The organism is Brevundimonas sp. GW821-FHT02A10, assembly GCF_059422025.1.
Genome location: NZ_JBWKWC010000002.1, coordinates 175,403 through 191,856 on the forward strand (window position 1 = coordinate 175,403; position 16,454 = coordinate 191,856).

A 16,454-nucleotide genomic window follows, 5' to 3' on the forward strand; every position below is an offset into this window, starting at 1 on the left:
GCGGCGCGCAGCCCTTTCGGCGTTGAGCCATGGCTGATGCGCGTCGCCGCACGCGAAAGAAACGGCATTGACCACCAAGACCTTTGAATCCTTCGGCCTGAACAAGGCCATCCTTCAGGCCCTGACGGCCGAGGGCTACACCAACCCGACCCCGATCCAGGCCCAGGCCATTCCTGACGTCATGCTCGGCAAGGACCTGCTGGGCATCGCCCAGACCGGCACCGGCAAGACCGCAGCCTTCGCCCTGCCGATCCTGCATCGCCTGGCCGAGAATCGCGTCGCCCCGGCGCCGCGCACCACCCGCACCCTCATCCTGTCGCCCACGCGCGAACTGGCCAGCCAGATCGCCGACAGCTTCAAGGCCTATGGCCGTCACCTCGGCTTCAAGGTCGCGGTGGTGTTCGGCGGCGTGAAGTACGGCCCGCAGGAACGCGCCCTGCAGGGCGGCCTGGACGTCCTGGTCGCCACCCCCGGCCGTCTGCTGGACCATATGCAGCAGAAGACCATAGACCTGTCGTCGACCGAAATCTTCGTCCTCGACGAGGCCGACCAGATGCTGGACCTCGGCTTCGTCAAGCCGATCCGTCAGATCGTCGCCCGCATCCCGGCCAAGCGCCAGAACCTGTTCTTCTCCGCCACCATGCCGACCGAAATCGGCAAGCTGGCCGGTGAACTGCTGAAGGACCCGGTCAAGGTCCAGGTGACGCCGCAGTCGACCACGGTGCAGCGCATCGCCCAGTCGGTTGTGCACATCGAACAGGGCCGCAAGCGCGCCCTGCTGACCGAGATGTTCGCCGACCCCGAGTACACGCGCTGCCTGGTCTTCACCAAGACCAAGCACGGCGCCGACAAGGTCGCGGCCTATCTGGAAGCCGGCGGCGTTCAGGCTGGCGCCATCCACGGCAACAAGTCCCAGCCCCAGCGTGAACGCACCCTGGCCGCCTTCAAGGCCGGCAAGCTGCGCGTTCTGGTCGCCACCGACATCGCCGCGCGCGGCATCGACGTCGACGGCGTCTCGCACGTCGTGAACTTCGAACTGCCCTTCGTGCCGGAAGCCTATGTTCACCGGATCGGCCGTACGGCCCGCGCGGGCAAGGACGGCACCGCCGTCAGCTTCGTCGCCGGCGACGAGATGAAGCTGCTGCGCGACATCGAGAAGGTCACGCGCCAGAAGATCCCGGCCACCGACCGCCGCAACGACAAGGCCCTGGGTCTGCTCGACCAGTCGATCATGGCTTCGGGCGTGGCCTCCAAGGCCTCCATGCCTGACGACGGCCGTGGCGATCGTCAGCAGCGCGGTCCGCGCAACCCGCGTCGTGACGGCGTCAAGTCCGAGCACGGCGGCCAGCCGCACCGCGTCCGCAAGTCGCGTGACGGGGGCGGCAACCGGGGTGGCGGCGAGGGTCAACGCGACCGCACCCACCACAACGACCGCGGCGACCGTTCGGTCGCCTCGACCCAGCCGTTCGACCCGCTGGCCGCCGACCGCGCCCGCTCGGCCGCGAACGCCCAACGCCCGCAGGCCCCGCGCCCCGAGGGCCAGGCCAAGCCCGACGGCGAGTTCAAGCGCCGCCCGCGCGGCCGTCGCCCGTCCAACGGCGGCAAGGGCTACGTCGCCAAGGGCTAAGCCTCAGGCCTGACTGAAAAGAAGCCCGCCCGGTTCGCGCCGGGCGGGCTTTTTCTTTGGCGACGGCGCAGCAAAAAGGCCGGCCCTGTGAGGGACCGGCCTTTCCGTTATCGGTCGCTATCGCTGGATCAGAAGGCCCAGCGCACGCCGACCGAGGCGCCGATGCCGTAGCCTTCGGCCGTGCCGCGCAGTTGCGAGGTCGTGGCCGCGGCGGTGCCGGCGTAGGCGGTGTGGTTGCTGGAGATGTCGCTGTCCGAGAAGGCGATATAGGTCAGGCCGGTGTCGACGGTCATCGAGTCCGTGGCCTTGACCGAAACGCCGCCCGAGAACAGCCAACGGTCGGCGTCCGGGATACGGGCGGTGCGCTCGCCGTCGCGGGTCGGGGTCGGGTCATAGCCGATGCCGCCGCGGAAGGTGACGCGGTCGTTGGCGACATAGTCGAAGCCGACGGCGCCGGTGGTCACGTCCTTGTAGTCCTGGACGTAGGTGTCGCCGCCGGTCGCGGCGTAGCGCACGCGGATGGCGTCGAACTCGGACCAGCCGATGCGGTTGACCTGGGCGTTCAGGGTCAGCTTGTCGTTGACGGCGTAGCGGACCGAGGCCGAGGCGAACCACGGGGTGTTGAAGCCGGCCGTGCCCGTGCCGGTGTAGTTGCCGACGGCGATGGGACCCAGCAGGCCGGCGATGGCGACGTCGCCGTCCAGCTCATGCTCGATCTTGGAGCGGTAGCTCAGGCCGAAATTCCAGGGGCCGGTGTGGGCCTGGGCGCCGATGTTCCAGCCGTAGTCCCAGCCGTCGCCTTCCAGCGAGGAGGAGCCGTCCGGCAGCAGGGGCGACAGGTTCGGCAGGGCCGAGGTCAGCTTGGCCTTGACGTACTGGGCGTCGACGCCGACGCCGAGGTCCAGCCAGTCCGTGACCTTCATCGCGCCGACGACGCTCACATTGGCCGAGCGCAGCTCGGAGGTCAGGGCGTCATAGCGGGCGAAGGAGCTCGGAGCGTATTTGGTGGTGAAGTTGTAGGGGGCTTCGACGGCCAGGCCGACCGCGAAACGGTCGCCGATCGGGGTCGAGATGGCGAAGTTCGGCACCAGGCCGCTCTCGATCGGGTCGCCGTTGTGGTTCTGGCCCTGGACCGGAACGGTCACGCCGCCCGGATAGGTGATGGTCGAACCGGCGTTGTCGACGTCGGAATCGAGCAGCAGGCCGTGCATGCCGACATAGACCTCGCGGCCCGAGCGGGCGATCGAGGCGGGGTTCCACCACATCGAGGCGACGCCGGTGTCGGCGGCTTCACCCGAATAGGCGCGGCCGGCGCCGCGGGCCGACTGTTCCTGCAGATAGAAGGAGCCGGCGAGCGAGGGGGTGGCGACCGAGGCCAGCAGGGCGGCGGTCAGGGTCAGGCCGCCGAGGCGGGCGACGTGGGAAGCGTTCATGGAATTACCTTTTGCGGACGCCCCGGTTTCGCCCGGTGCGGCCCTGTTTCCTGGGGGATTTAAAAGGTCTGGGGAGGCCTTCGATCCCGCAAATGCGCATTCGGGCAAACCGTTGCAACGGATTTGACGATTTTGTTGCAGACCGCCGTTAGATTGGTCACTTCAAGGGCAGACTGTGCCTCCAAAGTCGCAAAAATGGGCGATAACCACCGTTTCCGTAAGGGAAACATACACTGTGACGGTTGTTGGCCGACCCTTGATCGAAATCGCGCAACCGCTACCGTTCCTGACAACTTCCGGGAGCATTTTCCGGTCGAATCCACGGGGCCGGGTCTTGAGCGACTTCATCGCCGACGACGACACGCCGAAGGACAGAACGCCCCCGCCGGCCAAAAGTCGCAACTCGGGTCATCGCGAACGTTTGCGGGAGCGGGCGGCCAGGGGCGGGATCGACGCCCTGCCCGACTATGAGTTGCTGGAGATGCTGTTGTTCCGCAGCATTCCCTATCGGGACACCAAACCCCTGGCCAAGGATTTGCTGGCCCGGTTCGGCAGTCTGGAAGGTATCGGCGCGGCGACCCATGAGGCCATCGATGATCAGGTCGCCCGCTCCCTGTCGATCGGGCGCGGGAAGCTGTCGCGGGCCACGGCGCTGGACCTCCAGCTCATCTATGACGTGGCCCGGCGGGTGGCGCGCGAACCGGCGTCGAAGCGGCCGGTGATCTCGTCGTGGAGCGCCCTGTTGGCTTATGTGCGCGTCGCCCTGCAGCACGAGCCGCGCGAGCAGTTCCGCGTCCTCTATCTCGACAAGAAGAACCAGCTGATCCTGGACGAGATCCAGAACCGGGGCACGGTCGACCATGCCCCCGTCTATCCGCGCGAAGTGGTGCGGCGGGCGCTGGAGCTGTCGTCCTCCAGCCTGATCCTGGTTCACAACCACCCGTCGGGCGACCCGACCCCCAGCCGCGCCGACGTCGAGATGACCAAACAGATCATCGCCGCCGGACGCGCGCTCAATGTCGAGGTTCATGATCATCTGGTTGTCGGCCGCGACGGCGTGGCCAGTTTCAAGCAGCTGGGGCTGATATGATCCTTTGGCCGGTCGGCGACGGGGCCGTCTTCCGCTAGCGACGCCCTGCAGGGGCTTCCCCTTCCCGACCCGCGGTGGAAGGAATGTCCGCATGACCAGACTGACCACCGACCGCCTGATCCTGACGCCCGTGGCCGTTACCGATTTCGAGGACCTCAAGGCCGTCTGGGCCGACGAGGGCTTTACCCGCGCTATCACCGGCCGCGCCCTGGGCGAGGAGGAGGTCTGGTTCCGCCTGCTGCGCGATCTGGGTCACTGGCAGGCGCTAGGGCATGGCAACTGGGCCATGCGCGCGCGCGACACCGGCGTCTATGTCGGCAGCGTCGGGGTGCTCCACTATCTGCGCGAACTGGACAAGCCTTTCGACGCCCCCGAACTGGGCTGGGGCGTGGCCACGGCCTTTCAGGGACAGGGTCTGGCCCGCGAAGGGCTGGAAGCGGCCCTGGCCTGGGCCGACACCGAACTGAAGGCGCCGCGCACCGTCTGTATGATCTCGCCCGACAACGCCCCGTCGCTGAAGCTCGCCGAGCGCGTCGGTTACCGCCCCTACGCCGACGCCTTCTACAAGGACCATCTGGTTCATCTGCTGGAGCGGCCCGCGGCCGTGTGAACCTCTTCCGCGTATGCGGGACATTAAGGTTTATCGGTCATTTTCCCTGCGAGAAGACCGCGAGACCGCCCGCATGCCCATGTCCGTCGAAACGCTGCACGCCCATCTGGCCGAAGCCTTTCCCGACGCCGAGATCGCCATCGACGATCTGGCCGGCGACGGCGACCATTATCGTGCCCGCATCGTCTCGACAGCCTTTGCGGGCCTGCCGCGCGTGCGCCAGCACCAGCTCGTCTACGCCGCCCTGAAGGGCAAGATGGGCGGGGAACTGCACGCCCTGGCCCTCGAAACGTCCGTGCCCGCAGGAGGCTGATCCCATGCGTTATCGCCCCTTCGGCTCCACCGGCGCCGCCATTTCCAACATCACCCTGAGCCTGGGCATCGACGCCGTCTCGCGCGGGCCCGAGGCCGCCGCCGAGCTGATCTATGCGGCGCTCGAGGCCGGCATCAACAGCTACCGTCTGGAAAGCGCCGACCCGGTGCTGGCCGAGGTCGTAGGCCACGCCCTGTCCTCGGTCGAACGCAAGCTGCTGATCGTCAGCCTGACGCTGGGCCGTCGCGACAGCCGCCGTCAGGACCTCGATCGTGACTTCTCGGCCGAGAGCATGACCCACGCCATCGACCGGGCCCTGCACGTCTCCGGCCTGGGCTGGATCGACGTCGCCCTGCTGGAACGTCCGGGCGAGCACGAACTGCCCCAATCCTCCCTGAATGCCCTCAAGGCTCTGCGCGCGACCCAGCGGGTCCGCTTCCTCGGCGTCTTCGGCGACGACGAGGTTATGGACGCCTATGTCTCGACCGGCGCCTTCGACGTCATCGCCACCCCGTCCAACGTCAACTCCTCGTGGAAGGTGCGCGCCCGCATTCGCGCCGCCCAGGAACAGGACATGGCGGTCATGGCCTATGACTATTTCCCCGAGGCCCTGAGCTCGAAAAAGAAGGCCACGACTCTCCACGAGCCCAAGAAGGGCCTGTTCGGCTTCGGCGGCGGTCCCAAGCGCGCCAAGGACGACCCGCTGGCGGGCGCCGGCACTTTCGCCTTCCTGCACGAGACGCCGCACTGGGACGCCGAGTCCATCTGTCTGGCCCACGTCATGAACGATCCCGCCGTGGCCACCGTCCTGGTCCAGGCGCGCGACATTCCCCGGCTCGAAGCCCTGTCGAAGATCCCTGACCGCGACATGCCGCCCGGCCTGTCCGCCCAGATCGAAATGGCCCGGGTCGGGGCGGCCAACAAGGTGGCCTGAGCCGCGTCAAAACCGCGGGCGGCCTTGACCCAGGGGGTCTTCGTCCCTAGCTGACGAGCCTCAACCAGAGGCCACTCCCATGACCGACCAGGCTGTCGCGCAAAGCGCCGATCCCGTTCACGCCTTCATCGCCCAGACGATCGCGGACCATGCCGTCGTCCTGTTCATGAAGGGCACGCCGGACCAGCCCCGCTGTGGCTTCTCGTCCCTGTCGGTCCAGATCCTCGACCAGATCGAAGCGCCCTTCGTCGGTGTCGACGTGCTTCAGGACGAAGCCCTGCGCGACGGCATCAAGGTCTTCACCGACTGGCCGACCATTCCCCAGCTCTATGTGAAGGGCGAGTTCATCGGCGGCTCGGACATCATCCGCGAGATGTTCCAGTCCGGCGAGCTCCAGGCCCTGCTGGCGGAAAAGGGCGTCGCCCTCGGTCAGGACTGATCCGGCTTGGCGCGGCCGACGCTCCAGCCGCGTGAGGATCGCGAGATCTTCACCGTGCCCTTGGCCATTCTGCCCGAGCACATCGACGCCAATGGCCATGTGAACAATGTGGTCTATGTCGGCTGGCTGCAGGAAGTCGGCACGGCCCACTGGAACGCCCGCTTCGACGAGGCGGACCGCGCCAAATGGTCGTGGGTCGCCCTGCGCCACGAGATCGACTATCTGCGCGCGCTGCAACCCGACGCGACGGTCGTGGCCCGCACCTGGGTCGGCGATCCGCAGGGGCCGCGCTTCAACCGCTATGTTCGCATCGAGGACGGCGAGGGTCGGCTGTGCGCCCAGGGCGTCTCGGAATGGTGCCTGGTCGAGGCCGCGACCCTGAGGCCCCAGCGCATTCCGGCAACGATGTTGCCCACGTTCGAGGCCCGTTAGACAAAACTTGTCGCAAAAGGCGGGGCTGGCGCTTGTCCGCGCGAAATCCTGACGTAATGGTCCCGCCGTGTTCCAGATCCCGTCCTCTCCCCGCCCGATCACCCGCGTCGTCATCAAGATCGGCTCCTCGCTGGTCGTGGATGCGAAGACACGCGCGCCGGCGGCCGCCTGGCTGAAAGCCCTGGCCGAGGACATTGCCGACTGGCGCCGGCACGGGCGCGAGGTGATCGTGGTCTCGTCCGGCGCGGTCGCCCTCGGGCGTGGCCGTTTCGGTCTGGAGAAGAACGCCCGGCTGGACGAGAAACAGGCCGCCGCCGCCGTCGGCCAGCCTCTGTTGATGCAGGCGTGGGAGAAGGCGCTCAGCGAACAGGCGCTGGTCCCCGCCCAGGTGCTGCTGACCCGCGAGGATACCGAGCGCCGCCGCCGCTGGCTGAACGGCCGCGCGACGCTGGAGGCCCTGCTCAAACTGGGCGCCGTGCCCGTGGTCAATGAGAACGACACGGTCGCCACCGAAGAGATCCGCTACGGCGACAACGACCGGCTGGCGGCGCGGACGGCCCAGCTGGTGCGGGCGGATTTGCTGATCCTGCTGTCCGACGTCGACGGCCTCTACACCGCCGATCCGCGCAAGAACCCGGGTGCGGAACATCTGGGCGTCGTCGAGGCCCTGACGCCCGAGATCCTCGCCGCCGCCGGAGGCGCGAACGCCGAGGCCGACGTCGGCACGGGCGGGATGGCCACCAAGCTGGAGGCGGCGCGCATCGCCCGCTCGGCCGGCTGCGTCACCCTGATCGTCTCGGGGCTGGAGCCTCACCCGCTGAAGGCGCTGGACCACGGCGCGCGCCATACGATGATCACCGCCCCGGCGACGCCCATCGCCGCCTACAAGTCGTGGATCGCGGGCAGTCTGGAGCCGGCGGGATCGCTGGTCGTCGACGACGGCGCCGCGACCGCTTTGGCGGGCGGGCGCAGCCTGCTGGCTTCGGGCGTCAAACGGGTCGAGGGCCGGTTCGACCGGGGCGACTGCGTCCGCATCGTGCGGCTGGAGGGCGGATCTCTGGGCGTCGGCTTGGCCGCCTACGCCGCAGACGAGATGGAGAAGATCCGGGGCCGGCACTCGGGCGAAATCGAGGGGCTGGTGGGCTATAAGGGTCCCGGCGTCGCCATCCACCGCGACGATCTGGTGCTGGATCCCGTATGACCGCTCAAGCCGTGACCACGCAGACGGAAGACGTCGCTGCCCTGATGGCCGGGATGGGCCGCCGCGCGCGCGCCGCCGCCGACGCCGTGCGTCTGGCCGGGCCGGAGACCCGTAGCGCCGCCCTGAGCGCCATCGCCGCCGCCATCCGCGACGGCGCCGAGGCCATCCTTTCCGCCAACGCCCGCGACATCGCCCGCGCCCGCACAAATGGCCTGACCGAGGCCCTGATCGACCGGCTGGCCCTGACGCCCGCCCGGGTCGCGGCCATCGCCGGAGCCGTGGACGAGATCGCCGCCTTCCCCGATCCGCTGGGCGTCGAGACCGAGCGCTGGACCCGGCCCAACGGCCTCGACATCGCTCGGGTCCGCACCCCGCTGGGCGTGCTGGCCATCATCTATGAGAGCCGGCCCAACGTCACCGCCGACGCCGGCGCCCTGTGCATCCGCTCGGGCAATGTCGCCATCCTGCGCTGCGGCTCGGACTGTCTGGACAGTTCGCTGGCCATCCATGCGGCGGTGGTCGAGGGACTGGTCGCGGCCGGCCTGCCCGCCGATGCGGTCCAGTTGGTCCCCACGCCCGACCGCGCCGCTGTCGGCGCCCTGCTGACCGGGCTGGACGGAAACGTGGATTTGCTGATTCCGCGCGGCGGCAAGAGCCTCGTCGCCCGGGTCCAGTCCGAAGCCCGCGTGCCGGTGCTCGGCCATCTGGAGGGGCTGAACCACACCTATCTGCATGCCGCCGCCGATCTCGACATGGCGCGCGACATCGTCGTCAACGCCAAGATGCGCCGTGTCTCAGTGTGCGGATCGACCGAGACCCTGCTGATCGACGCCGAGGCCGCGGGCCGCCTGCTGCCGCCCATCGCCGACGCCCTGATCGCCACGGGCTGTGAACTGCGCGGCGACGCCCGGGCCCAGGCGCTGGTCCCGGCCATGACCGCCGCCGTCGAGGCCGACTGGACCACCGAGTATCTGGCGCCCATCCTGGCCGTCCGCGTCGTCGACGGGCTGGACGCCGCCGTGGAGCATATACGCACCCACGGCTCGGGCCACACCGAGGCGATCATCACCGAGGATGCGGGGGCCGCCGCCGCCTTCCTGAACGCCGTCGACAGCGCCATCGTGCTGTGGAACGCCTCGACCCAGTTCGCCGACGGCGGGGAGTTCGGTTTCGGCGGCGAGATCGGCATCTCGACCTCGCGCCTGCACGCGCGCGGCCCGGTCGGAGCGGAGCAGCTGACCAGCTACAAATACGTCGTACGCGGGACCGGCCAGATCAGACCGTGATCCGGCCCTGAAAGGGTTCACCGGAGCTGCGTGAGGGTCTAATCCCGACGCATGTCCTCCCCCACGACGTCTGCCCCCGCGACCTCGCGCGCCTTCGCCCTGATCGTCCTGATGCTGGCGGCGGCGGTGCTGGGTCTCGCGCCTGTGCTGGTGCGATTGACCGAGACAGGACCGGCGTCGGCGGGCTTCTGGCGGCTGCTGTTCGCCCTGCCGCTGCTGCTGGCCTTCGTCGGACGGCCCGCGTCCTTGGGCGGAACCGGCATCGGCCGGCCCGGCAAATGGATGGCTCTGGCCGGGATGTTCTTCGCCCTGGACATGAGCTTCTGGCACTACGGCCTGCATCTGACCTCGGTCGCCAACGCCACGGTGCTGTGCAACCTGACGCCCGTGGTGGTGACCCTGTTCGCCTGGGTGGTGCTGAGGCAGAGGCCCAGGAGCCTGTTCCTCGTGGCGCTTGTCCTGTCGATGGTCGGGGCGGCGGCCATGGCGCTGGGGGCCGATCACTCGGGCGGGGCCGACCGGTCCCTGCTGGGCGACGCCCTCTCATTGTCGGTGACCGTCTGGTACGCGGCCTATTTCCTGACCATCCAGGCGGCGCGCAAGACCGCCTCGGCCCAGAAGGTCATGCTTTGGTCCACCGCCGTGGGCGCGCCCCTGATGCTGCTGGCGGCGCTGATCATGAGCGAGCAAATCCTCCCGACCGGTCCGTGGGGTTGGGCCGCCTGTATCGGCCTGGGCCTCGTGCATGTGGCGGGTCAGGGCGGCGTGGCCTGGGCTCTGGGCAAGCTGCCCGCCACGATCACCGCCGTCACCATCCTGGTCCAGCCGGTGGTCGCGGGCCTCGTCAGCTGGTGGGTGTTCGGCGAGACCCTGACGCCGGTGCAGGCGCTCGGCGGGGCCCTGGTGCTGGCCGCCATCATCCTGGCCCAGTGGTCCACACGCAAAACAGACGCCCAAACGAAAACGGGCGCGGGATCCGGAGATCCCGCGCCCGTCAATCCTTAGGTCCCCCCTCCTTTCGGAGAGGAAGCCGGATCAGACCAGCTTCAGGTTGACCGCCGAGGTCTTGCCGCGCTGGGATTCCAGCTCGTATTCGACCTTAGCGTTTTCATCCAGGCCTTGCAGGCCAGCCTTCTGAACGGCGGTGATGTGAACGAACACATCGGCGCCGCCGCTTTCCGGCTGGATGAAGCCGAAGCCTTTCGTGGGGTTGAACCACTTGACCGTACCGGTCGCCATATCTGCGCTCTCCATAAACGCGCTTTCCAGGCAGGCCCTCACGTAGAGGTACCCGTCAGTCCATCTGGACGGCTCGTTCAGGCGAAGGAGCGAGACATGGGTTTGGACCCCACGCACAAAATCCGGACTGCGCAGACGTTCTCTCGCGTCTGTCCACAGCGGTCAACCGGATTCCGATTCGCGCTGGAAGGGAGGTTTGCGCGCTCTCAGGGCGGCGGAGCCCCTTGCCCGGCCCGGGTTTGCGGTGACGGCCCCATGGCGCAGAGGCTGCGGGGCGCGCCGTCCAGATGCAAATGGTTCGCGTGCTCCTTGTTGTAATCGGGGGTCAGAACCGTCGAAAACACGCGGCAGGCGCCGTCTCTCAGCCGCTTGAGGAAGACCGAGCCCTGGGGTCCCGTTGGTCCCGTCCCGTTCCAGTCGTCCAGCACCGAAACCTTGCGCCCATCGGTCAGGGTCACGCCGCCGACGTCGAGCGCATTGGCGCGCGCGTGCTCGCTGGGCCGGTCGCTGATCGCCGTTGAGCCATAGATGCGACGGCAGGAGTAGGTGCCGAAGTCATTGACGGATTTTACTGAAGAACCAAAGACTTCTCGCGCCGTCGGCTGCAGGATCTGGCGATCCCAGATGACATAGCGGACCGCCAGGGGGCACTGCATGATCACGTCATTGGGGGCCAATGGCGTAACCGCCCCGCCCGTGATCCGCACCGCGCCCTGCACCCTGCAGAAGCCGCCGTCGTTACGGTCCGGGACGCGTTCGACCTCCACCCCGGCTGCGCGCAGGGTCTGGATACAGGCCTCGGTCGCCCCCTCGACCTGTTCGGCGGGGGCCGAGAACGGCAGTTCGAAATCCGCCACCTTGGCGCTGGTCGCCTGACCGACGGGATGGTTCAGATCCAGCGGCTTCCACGGCAGATCCTGGGGCGGGACAAAGGCGTTCATCAGGGCGAAGCCGGCGCAGGCGGCCAGCCCCAGCTCCCACAACAAATTCCAGAAATCGGCGAAGTCGCGCTTCATGCCGCCTCAGCTTTGACCCTCGGATGACCTACGGCAACGCTCGGAACGCCATCCGGTCGCACGAGACTGTTAAGGTTTGTCAGGCGGCCGTCCGCTCCCGGATCAGCCTCTGGATGAGGGGCACGGCGGCGGATCGGCCCTGAATCCCGCCGTTGGACAGGACGATGAAGCCCAGCCCCTTTGCCGGAGACGCCACGGTGACGGCGTGCCACAGGGTGTTGGAGCCCTCATGGGCGATGGTGACCGTGTCCCCGGCCCAGGCCTCCGGCCGCGCGATCCAGCCCAGGGAATAGGTGTCGCCGGGCAGAGGCGTGGTGAGGACGCCGATCCGCTCGGGCCGCAACCAGCCCTCGGGCGCACCGCCGATCATGGCCTGAACAAAGGTCGCATAGTCGGCGAGCGTCATATGGGCCGTCGCGGCCGGGCCGTAGAGCTGGGGATTGTCCGACACCCCGGCGGGATCGACCGGCGTCTTCGTGCCGTCGGGCGCAACGTAGTGACCCCAGGCGTTGGCGCCGCCTTTCGCATTGGTCGCGGGGGCGCCGAACCCGGCGGTGGTCAGGCCGAGCGGCTGGAAGATCTCCGAGCCCATCGCCTCTTCCCAGGGCTTGCCGCTGATCCGCTCGATGGCGGCGCCGACCAGCACATAGTTGATGTTGGCATAGGCGAAGGCGCCCTTTGTCCCGGCTGGAGGACGCGACAGGGCGCTGTCCACCACCGCGGCCCGCTGTTCCATGACGGGGCGGGGATCGGCGCGGGCGACATTGGGCGAGGCCATGGCCGCATCGGTCAGCCCGGCCTTGTGCCGCATCAGATCGTCGAGAGTGACGTCGGCGAAGGCGGGGTCGAGCGTCGCGCCGGGGAAGGCCTCCGACAGGGGCATGGCCCATTTCGCCCTCCCCTGATCGACCAGCCGGGCGAAGACGGCGGCGGTCATGGCCTTGGTGTTCGAGCCCAGGTGCCAGCGGTCGTCCAGGGTCGCCTTGTCGGTCCCGCCCGCCTGACGCACGCCCCTCACCCCCGACCACTCCAGCCCGTCGCGCGTGACGATCCCGGCCGCGATGGCCGGCGGTCCTCCGGCAAGGGCGACGGCCGCATCCAGAGCCGCATCCGGCTCGGCTGACTGTGCGAAGGCCGGGTTCACGATCAGGCCGGAGACGGCGAGCGCCCCGGTCATCAGGGCGCGGCGGTCGATCAGGGTCATGCGGCGGTCTCCAGTGGCGTCGCGGCAGACTGGACCAGAACCGCAACAGAAGCACGCCCCCGTTGCGGTCACATGCTTGCGGTCTGGGGCGCCCGGGCCCACTCTCGAACCATGAGCAAGAAGAACGACTACGAACGCGATCTGGAAAAGCTGCAGATCGAACTGGTCGACACCCAGGCCTGGGCCATCGAAAAGGGGCTCAAGATCCTGATCGTCTTCGAAGGCCGCGACAGCGCTGGCAAGGACGGGGCGATCAAGCGGATCACCGAGTTCGCCTCGCCGCGCCAGACCCGGGTCGTCGCCCTGCCCAAGCCGACCGAGCGCGAGACCGGCCAGTGGTATTTCCAGCGCTATGTCAGCCATCTGCCGGCCGCGGGCGAGATCGTGATCCTCAACCGTTCCTGGTACAATCGCGGCGGCGTCGAGCCGGTGATGGGCTTCTGCACGCCCCGGCAGCACGAGCAGTTCCTGAAGGATGCGCCGCGTTTCGAACGGCTGCTGGCTGACGCCGGGACCCTGATCATCAAGCTGTGGCTCGACATCTCGAAAGAGGAGCAGGCCAAGCGGCTGGAGGAGCGGATCGAGGACCCGCTGAAGAAGTTCAAGGTCTCTTCGCTGGACGGCGAGGCCCAGGCCCGCTGGGACGCCTACAGCGCCGCCCGCGACCGCATGCTGGACGAAACCCATTCCGGCCATGCGCCCTGGACCGTCATCGCCACCGACGACAAGAAGACGGCCCGGATCAACATCCTGCGCCACATCCTGCACGCCATCGACCGGCCCGGCTCGAAGGTCCACAAGCCCGACCCCGACGTCGTCTTCGCCGCCGACAAGTGCCAGGACCGTCTGGCAAAATAGACGCCCGCGATATTTTGTACGGAACCGCACAGAACCTTGGCCGTTCTGCTGCGTAAGGGCCAGCGTATTGAGTGTGACCGAAAGTCGGTTTCCGACGGACGGCGCGCGCCGCTTTCCCCTATCCGGCGACAATGCTTATCGCAACGCTGCGCAATTCACTCATTCAGAGCCTGCAACCGGAGGATCGGGCGGCCTTGATGGCCGCTTCCGTTCCGTTCGACTTCAAGGTGGGCCATGTCTTCCTCGAAGCCGGCGACCAGATCGAACACGTCTATTTCCTGGATAGCGGGATCATTTCCGCGGTCGCGGCGATGGAGGACGGCCGGACGGTCGAGGTGTTCATGGTGGGTCGGGAAGGTGTCACCCACCCGTCGGCGACGGGCCCCGGGCCGGTCCGCAGCTATTCCCGTCACGTCGCCCAGGCCGACGGCCAGTCTCGTCGGATCGAGGTGTCGAAGCTCCGCGAACTGATGAACGAGCGCCATGGACTGCGCGCGGTGATCGCCGGCTATGCCTCGGGTCTGCAGGCGGAGCTGGAACAGTCCGGCGCCTGCAACGCCCTGCACCGCGCAGATCAACGTTTCGCCAAATGGTTGTTGCGCTGCCATGACCGGATCGACGGCAACACACTGCATCTGACGCAGGAATATCTGGGCAGTATGCTCGGAGCCCAGCGTACCACCGTGAACGAAGCGGCCCAGACCCTGCAGAAGGCCGGGGCTATCACCTATTCACGCGGCAGGATCACCATCGTCGATCGGGCCGCGCTCGAGCGACTGGCCTGCGAATGCTACAACGCCCGCACCGGGGAACTGGCGGGTCTCTGAAGCCCGAACCTGAGCCTCAGCTCATTCCGGGCAGGCTGGCGAAGGTGTCGCAGGACGACGGATCGCCGCTCTCGTAGCCGCGCCGCAGCCACTGGACCCGCTGGGCCGAGGAGCCGTGGGTGAAGCTGTCGGGCGCGACCTCGCGGCCCGCGCGGCGTTGCAGGGTGTCGTCGCCGATGGCGCTGGCGGTCTTCAGTCCTTCTTCCAGATCGGCGCCGTCGACGGCGACCTGACCGTTGGAGGCGCCGGCGGCGTTCTTCGCCCAGACCCCGGCGTAACAGTCGGCCTGAAGCTCCAGCGCCACCGAATAGCGGTTGGCCGCGGCCCCGCCCCCTGCGCGCTGCTCCTGGGCCTGAACCTTGTCGGAGGTCCCGACCAGGTTCTGGACGTGGTGGCCGTATTCGTGGGCCAGGACATAGGCGCGCGCGAACTCGGCGCCCGAGGCCCCCAGCTGGGTCTCCATCTCCTGCCAGAAGCCGAGGTCCAGATAGACCTTGTTGTCCGACGGACAGTAGAACGGCCCCATCGCCGACTGGCCGAAGCCGCAGCCGGTCGGGGTGCCTTGTTCATAGATGACCACCGTCGGGGAATCGTAGCCGCGGATGCGCGACTTCCAGACGTCGTCGATATTAGTGCCGATCACATCGACGAAGCGGCCCGCCTGATCGCTGGGCGTACCGACCTGCCCCTGTTGCTCGGCCTGGCCGCCCGCGCCGAGCGCGCCCGCGACCTGCTGGGTCGTGGAGGGGTCGATACCGAACACCAGATAGCCGATCAGGCCCAGGACCGCGACACCGATGCCGCCGCCGGTGAGGGCGCCGCCGCCCATGCCGCGCCGATCCTCGACGTTGCCGCCTTCACGTCCGCCTTGCCACCGCATATCGCCGATCCCTCCCGGAGCTTCGTTCACGCTAGCGCCGAGCCTCGTGCGAGGAAAGCGCCGGGATCGAACGCCCTAATGCGGTTGGCGATCCAGCCAGCTGTCGATCTGTCCAACGCCCTGCGCCGTGGCCTGACGCCGGGCCGTCGCCGCCTCGCGCGCGGCGCGCTCCTGTTCGGGGGTCCTGAGGGCCGGCGCAGGATTGTCCGGCGTCGGCGACGGGGTCCGGCGCGCCTGCAGCTCCATCAGGGTCAGCCGGGTCTGCAGTTGCTGCTGGCGGGCCAGAGCCTCGGCGGCCTCGGCCTGCTGACGCTGACGTTCGATGGCGTAGCGCTGGGTCTCCAGACCGCTGGCGCCGGCAGACCCCAAGGGCGTCCAGGGCCGCACCTGCGCCCCGGCGGACGAGACCGACAGAGCCAGAACCGCAGAGGCGAGGACGGTCATCAGAACAGGGGTCTTCATGGCCTCGAACATGGGCGCGTTTCCATTCGTCACCAAGCGTGACCGGAACGCCCGGGCCGCAAGAGGGTTACCGTCAGCGACAAACGACCACGCCTTTGCGAGAACGCTCATGACCGCCATGACCCCTTCCGACCCCGGCTACGGCCGCGATCAGGCGCTGGAGAAGACGCGTGGCACCGGCCGTCCCGCTGACGCCGATCTGGATCCGCATACCCTGGACGTGGATCCCAATCCGGACCGCCACATCCACTTCTCGCCGGATCTGACCGACGAAGACGACGCCTCGACCGCGGCCTGATCTTCATCTTTCGGCAAGACCTGGGGCCGGTTTCGGGCCGAGACGGGCGCTCGATGTTTCAGAACTGAAACATCTCAATCTTTTCAATGTTTTCACCCCATTCGCGGAGAGTTTTTTGCATGCCTCCCGGCTGCCGGGACGGGGCCTGAAAGGACCTCGGGACACCGGCGTTTCCTCTCAAGGAGCCGAAGATGCAGATCTCCTCATCGTCTGCGGCGAGTTCGAGCATGGCCCTCCAGGCCCTGCGTGACCTGTTCCAGACGAGTTCCACCGGGTCGACCGGGCAATCCTTGCCCGGCTTCGCC

20 protein-coding genes are annotated in these 16,454 nt (G+C 68.0%); 13 read left to right on the top strand and 7 right to left on the bottom strand.

Features of this window, described 5'->3' with window-relative positions; all coding sequences use genetic code 11:
• The first annotated feature begins 67 nt into the window (after positions 1-67).
• Positions 68-1,627, top strand: coding sequence for a DEAD/DEAH box helicase (locus tag AC07U0_RS07235; RefSeq protein ID WP_494719358.1), 1,560 nt, complete (start codon positions 68-70; stop codon positions 1,625-1,627).
• A gap of 128 nt (positions 1,628-1,755) precedes the next feature.
• On the opposite strand, the gene AC07U0_RS07240 is transcribed toward AC07U0_RS07235, so the two are convergent.
• Positions 1,756-3,060, bottom strand: a complete 1,305-nt coding sequence (locus AC07U0_RS07240) for an OmpP1/FadL family transporter (RefSeq protein WP_494719359.1) — start codon at positions 3,058-3,060, stop codon at positions 1,756-1,758.
• 346 nt (positions 3,061-3,406) lie between these two features.
• Between AC07U0_RS07240 and radC the strand changes: the two genes are divergently transcribed.
• The 9 genes from radC to AC07U0_RS07285 all read left to right on the top strand — a co-directional run bounded on the left by radC (position 3,407) and on the right by AC07U0_RS07285 (position 10,370).
• A complete protein-coding gene (gene radC, locus AC07U0_RS07245) occupies positions 3,407-4,150 on the top strand; it encodes a RadC family protein (protein ID WP_494719779.1) in 744 nt (247 codons plus the stop codon).
• A gap of 91 nt (positions 4,151-4,241) precedes the next feature.
• A complete protein-coding gene (locus tag AC07U0_RS07250; protein WP_494719360.1) occupies positions 4,242-4,760 on the top strand; it encodes a GNAT family N-acetyltransferase in 519 nt (172 codons plus the stop codon).
• Between the two features lie 73 nt (positions 4,761-4,833).
• Positions 4,834-5,073: a BolA/IbaG family iron-sulfur metabolism protein gene (locus AC07U0_RS07255; protein ID WP_494719361.1), complete on the top strand. Its 240-nt coding sequence runs from the start codon at positions 4,834-4,836 to the stop codon at positions 5,071-5,073.
• A 4-nt stretch (positions 5,074-5,077) separates the two neighbouring features.
• Positions 5,078-6,007 (top strand): aldo/keto reductase, encoded by a 930-nt coding sequence (locus AC07U0_RS07260; RefSeq protein WP_494719362.1) that lies wholly within the window; start codon positions 5,078-5,080, stop codon positions 6,005-6,007.
• A 79-nt stretch (positions 6,008-6,086) separates the two neighbouring features.
• On the top strand, positions 6,087-6,446 hold the full coding sequence (gene grxD, locus AC07U0_RS07265; protein ID WP_492948896.1) for a Grx4 family monothiol glutaredoxin: 360 nt from the start codon (positions 6,087-6,089) through the stop codon (positions 6,444-6,446).
• A gap of 6 nt (positions 6,447-6,452) precedes the next feature.
• Positions 6,453-6,878: an acyl-CoA thioesterase gene (locus AC07U0_RS07270; protein WP_494719363.1), complete on the top strand. Its 426-nt coding sequence runs from the start codon at positions 6,453-6,455 to the stop codon at positions 6,876-6,878.
• A 67-nt stretch (positions 6,879-6,945) separates the two neighbouring features.
• Positions 6,946-8,079: a glutamate 5-kinase gene (proB, locus tag AC07U0_RS07275; RefSeq protein ID WP_494719364.1), complete on the top strand. Its 1,134-nt coding sequence runs from the start codon at positions 6,946-6,948 to the stop codon at positions 8,077-8,079.
• The gene (locus tag AC07U0_RS07280; RefSeq protein ID WP_494719365.1) at positions 8,076-9,365 is read left to right on the top strand and encodes a glutamate-5-semialdehyde dehydrogenase; all 1,290 of its coding nucleotides are present in this window, start codon (positions 8,076-8,078) and stop codon (positions 9,363-9,365) included. The genes proB and AC07U0_RS07280 overlap by 4 nt, the downstream gene beginning before the upstream one ends.
• Before the next feature lie 51 nt (positions 9,366-9,416).
• Positions 9,417-10,370 (top strand): DMT family transporter, encoded by a 954-nt coding sequence (locus AC07U0_RS07285; RefSeq protein WP_494719366.1) that lies wholly within the window; start codon positions 9,417-9,419, stop codon positions 10,368-10,370.
• A 30-nt stretch (positions 10,371-10,400) separates the two neighbouring features.
• On the opposite strand, the gene AC07U0_RS07290 is transcribed toward AC07U0_RS07285, so the two are convergent.
• The 3 genes from AC07U0_RS07290 to AC07U0_RS07300 form a co-directional block, all read right to left on the bottom strand.
• A complete protein-coding gene (locus AC07U0_RS07290; protein ID WP_492948891.1) occupies positions 10,401-10,604 on the bottom strand; it encodes a cold-shock protein in 204 nt (67 codons plus the stop codon).
• A 206-nt stretch (positions 10,605-10,810) separates the two neighbouring features.
• On the bottom strand, positions 10,811-11,620 hold the full coding sequence (locus AC07U0_RS07295; RefSeq protein ID WP_494719367.1) for an extensin-like domain-containing protein: 810 nt from the start codon (positions 11,618-11,620) through the stop codon (positions 10,811-10,813).
• 79 nt (positions 11,621-11,699) lie between these two features.
• Positions 11,700-12,824: a serine hydrolase domain-containing protein gene (locus AC07U0_RS07300; protein ID WP_494719368.1), complete on the bottom strand. Its 1,125-nt coding sequence runs from the start codon at positions 12,822-12,824 to the stop codon at positions 11,700-11,702.
• Between the two features lie 111 nt (positions 12,825-12,935).
• Here AC07U0_RS07300 and ppk2 point away from each other — a divergent pair, with 111 nt between their 5' ends.
• Complete coding sequence (ppk2, locus tag AC07U0_RS07305; RefSeq protein ID WP_494719369.1) at positions 12,936-13,682, top strand: polyphosphate kinase 2; 747 nt, start codon at positions 12,936-12,938, stop codon at positions 13,680-13,682.
• A 197-nt stretch (positions 13,683-13,879) separates the two neighbouring features.
• Positions 13,880-14,509 carry a Crp/Fnr family transcriptional regulator gene (locus AC07U0_RS07310; protein ID WP_494719370.1) on the top strand — a complete coding sequence of 210 codons (630 nt, stop codon included), beginning with the start codon at positions 13,880-13,882 and terminating at the stop codon, positions 14,507-14,509.
• A gap of 16 nt (positions 14,510-14,525) precedes the next feature.
• Here the strand turns inward: AC07U0_RS07310 and ypfJ are convergent, their stop codons facing one another.
• Together ypfJ and AC07U0_RS07320 are read right to left on the bottom strand one after the other, a co-directional pair.
• Entirely contained in the window at positions 14,526-15,389 is an 864-nt protein-coding gene (gene ypfJ / locus AC07U0_RS07315; RefSeq protein ID WP_494719371.1) for a KPN_02809 family neutral zinc metallopeptidase, read from the bottom strand.
• A 75-nt stretch (positions 15,390-15,464) separates the two neighbouring features.
• On the bottom strand, positions 15,465-15,863 hold the full coding sequence (locus AC07U0_RS07320) for a hypothetical protein (protein ID WP_494719372.1): 399 nt from the start codon (positions 15,861-15,863) through the stop codon (positions 15,465-15,467).
• 97 nt (positions 15,864-15,960) lie between these two features.
• Between AC07U0_RS07320 and AC07U0_RS07325 the strand changes: the two genes are divergently transcribed.
• Positions 15,961-16,149: a hypothetical protein gene (locus AC07U0_RS07325; RefSeq protein WP_494719373.1), complete on the top strand. Its 189-nt coding sequence runs from the start codon at positions 15,961-15,963 to the stop codon at positions 16,147-16,149.
• A 58-nt stretch (positions 16,150-16,207) separates the two neighbouring features.
• Here the strand turns inward: AC07U0_RS07325 and AC07U0_RS07330 are convergent, their stop codons facing one another.
• Entirely contained in the window at positions 16,208-16,378 is a 171-nt protein-coding gene (locus AC07U0_RS07330) for a hypothetical protein (RefSeq protein ID WP_494719788.1), read from the bottom strand.
• Positions 16,379-16,454: the final 76 nt, after the last annotated feature.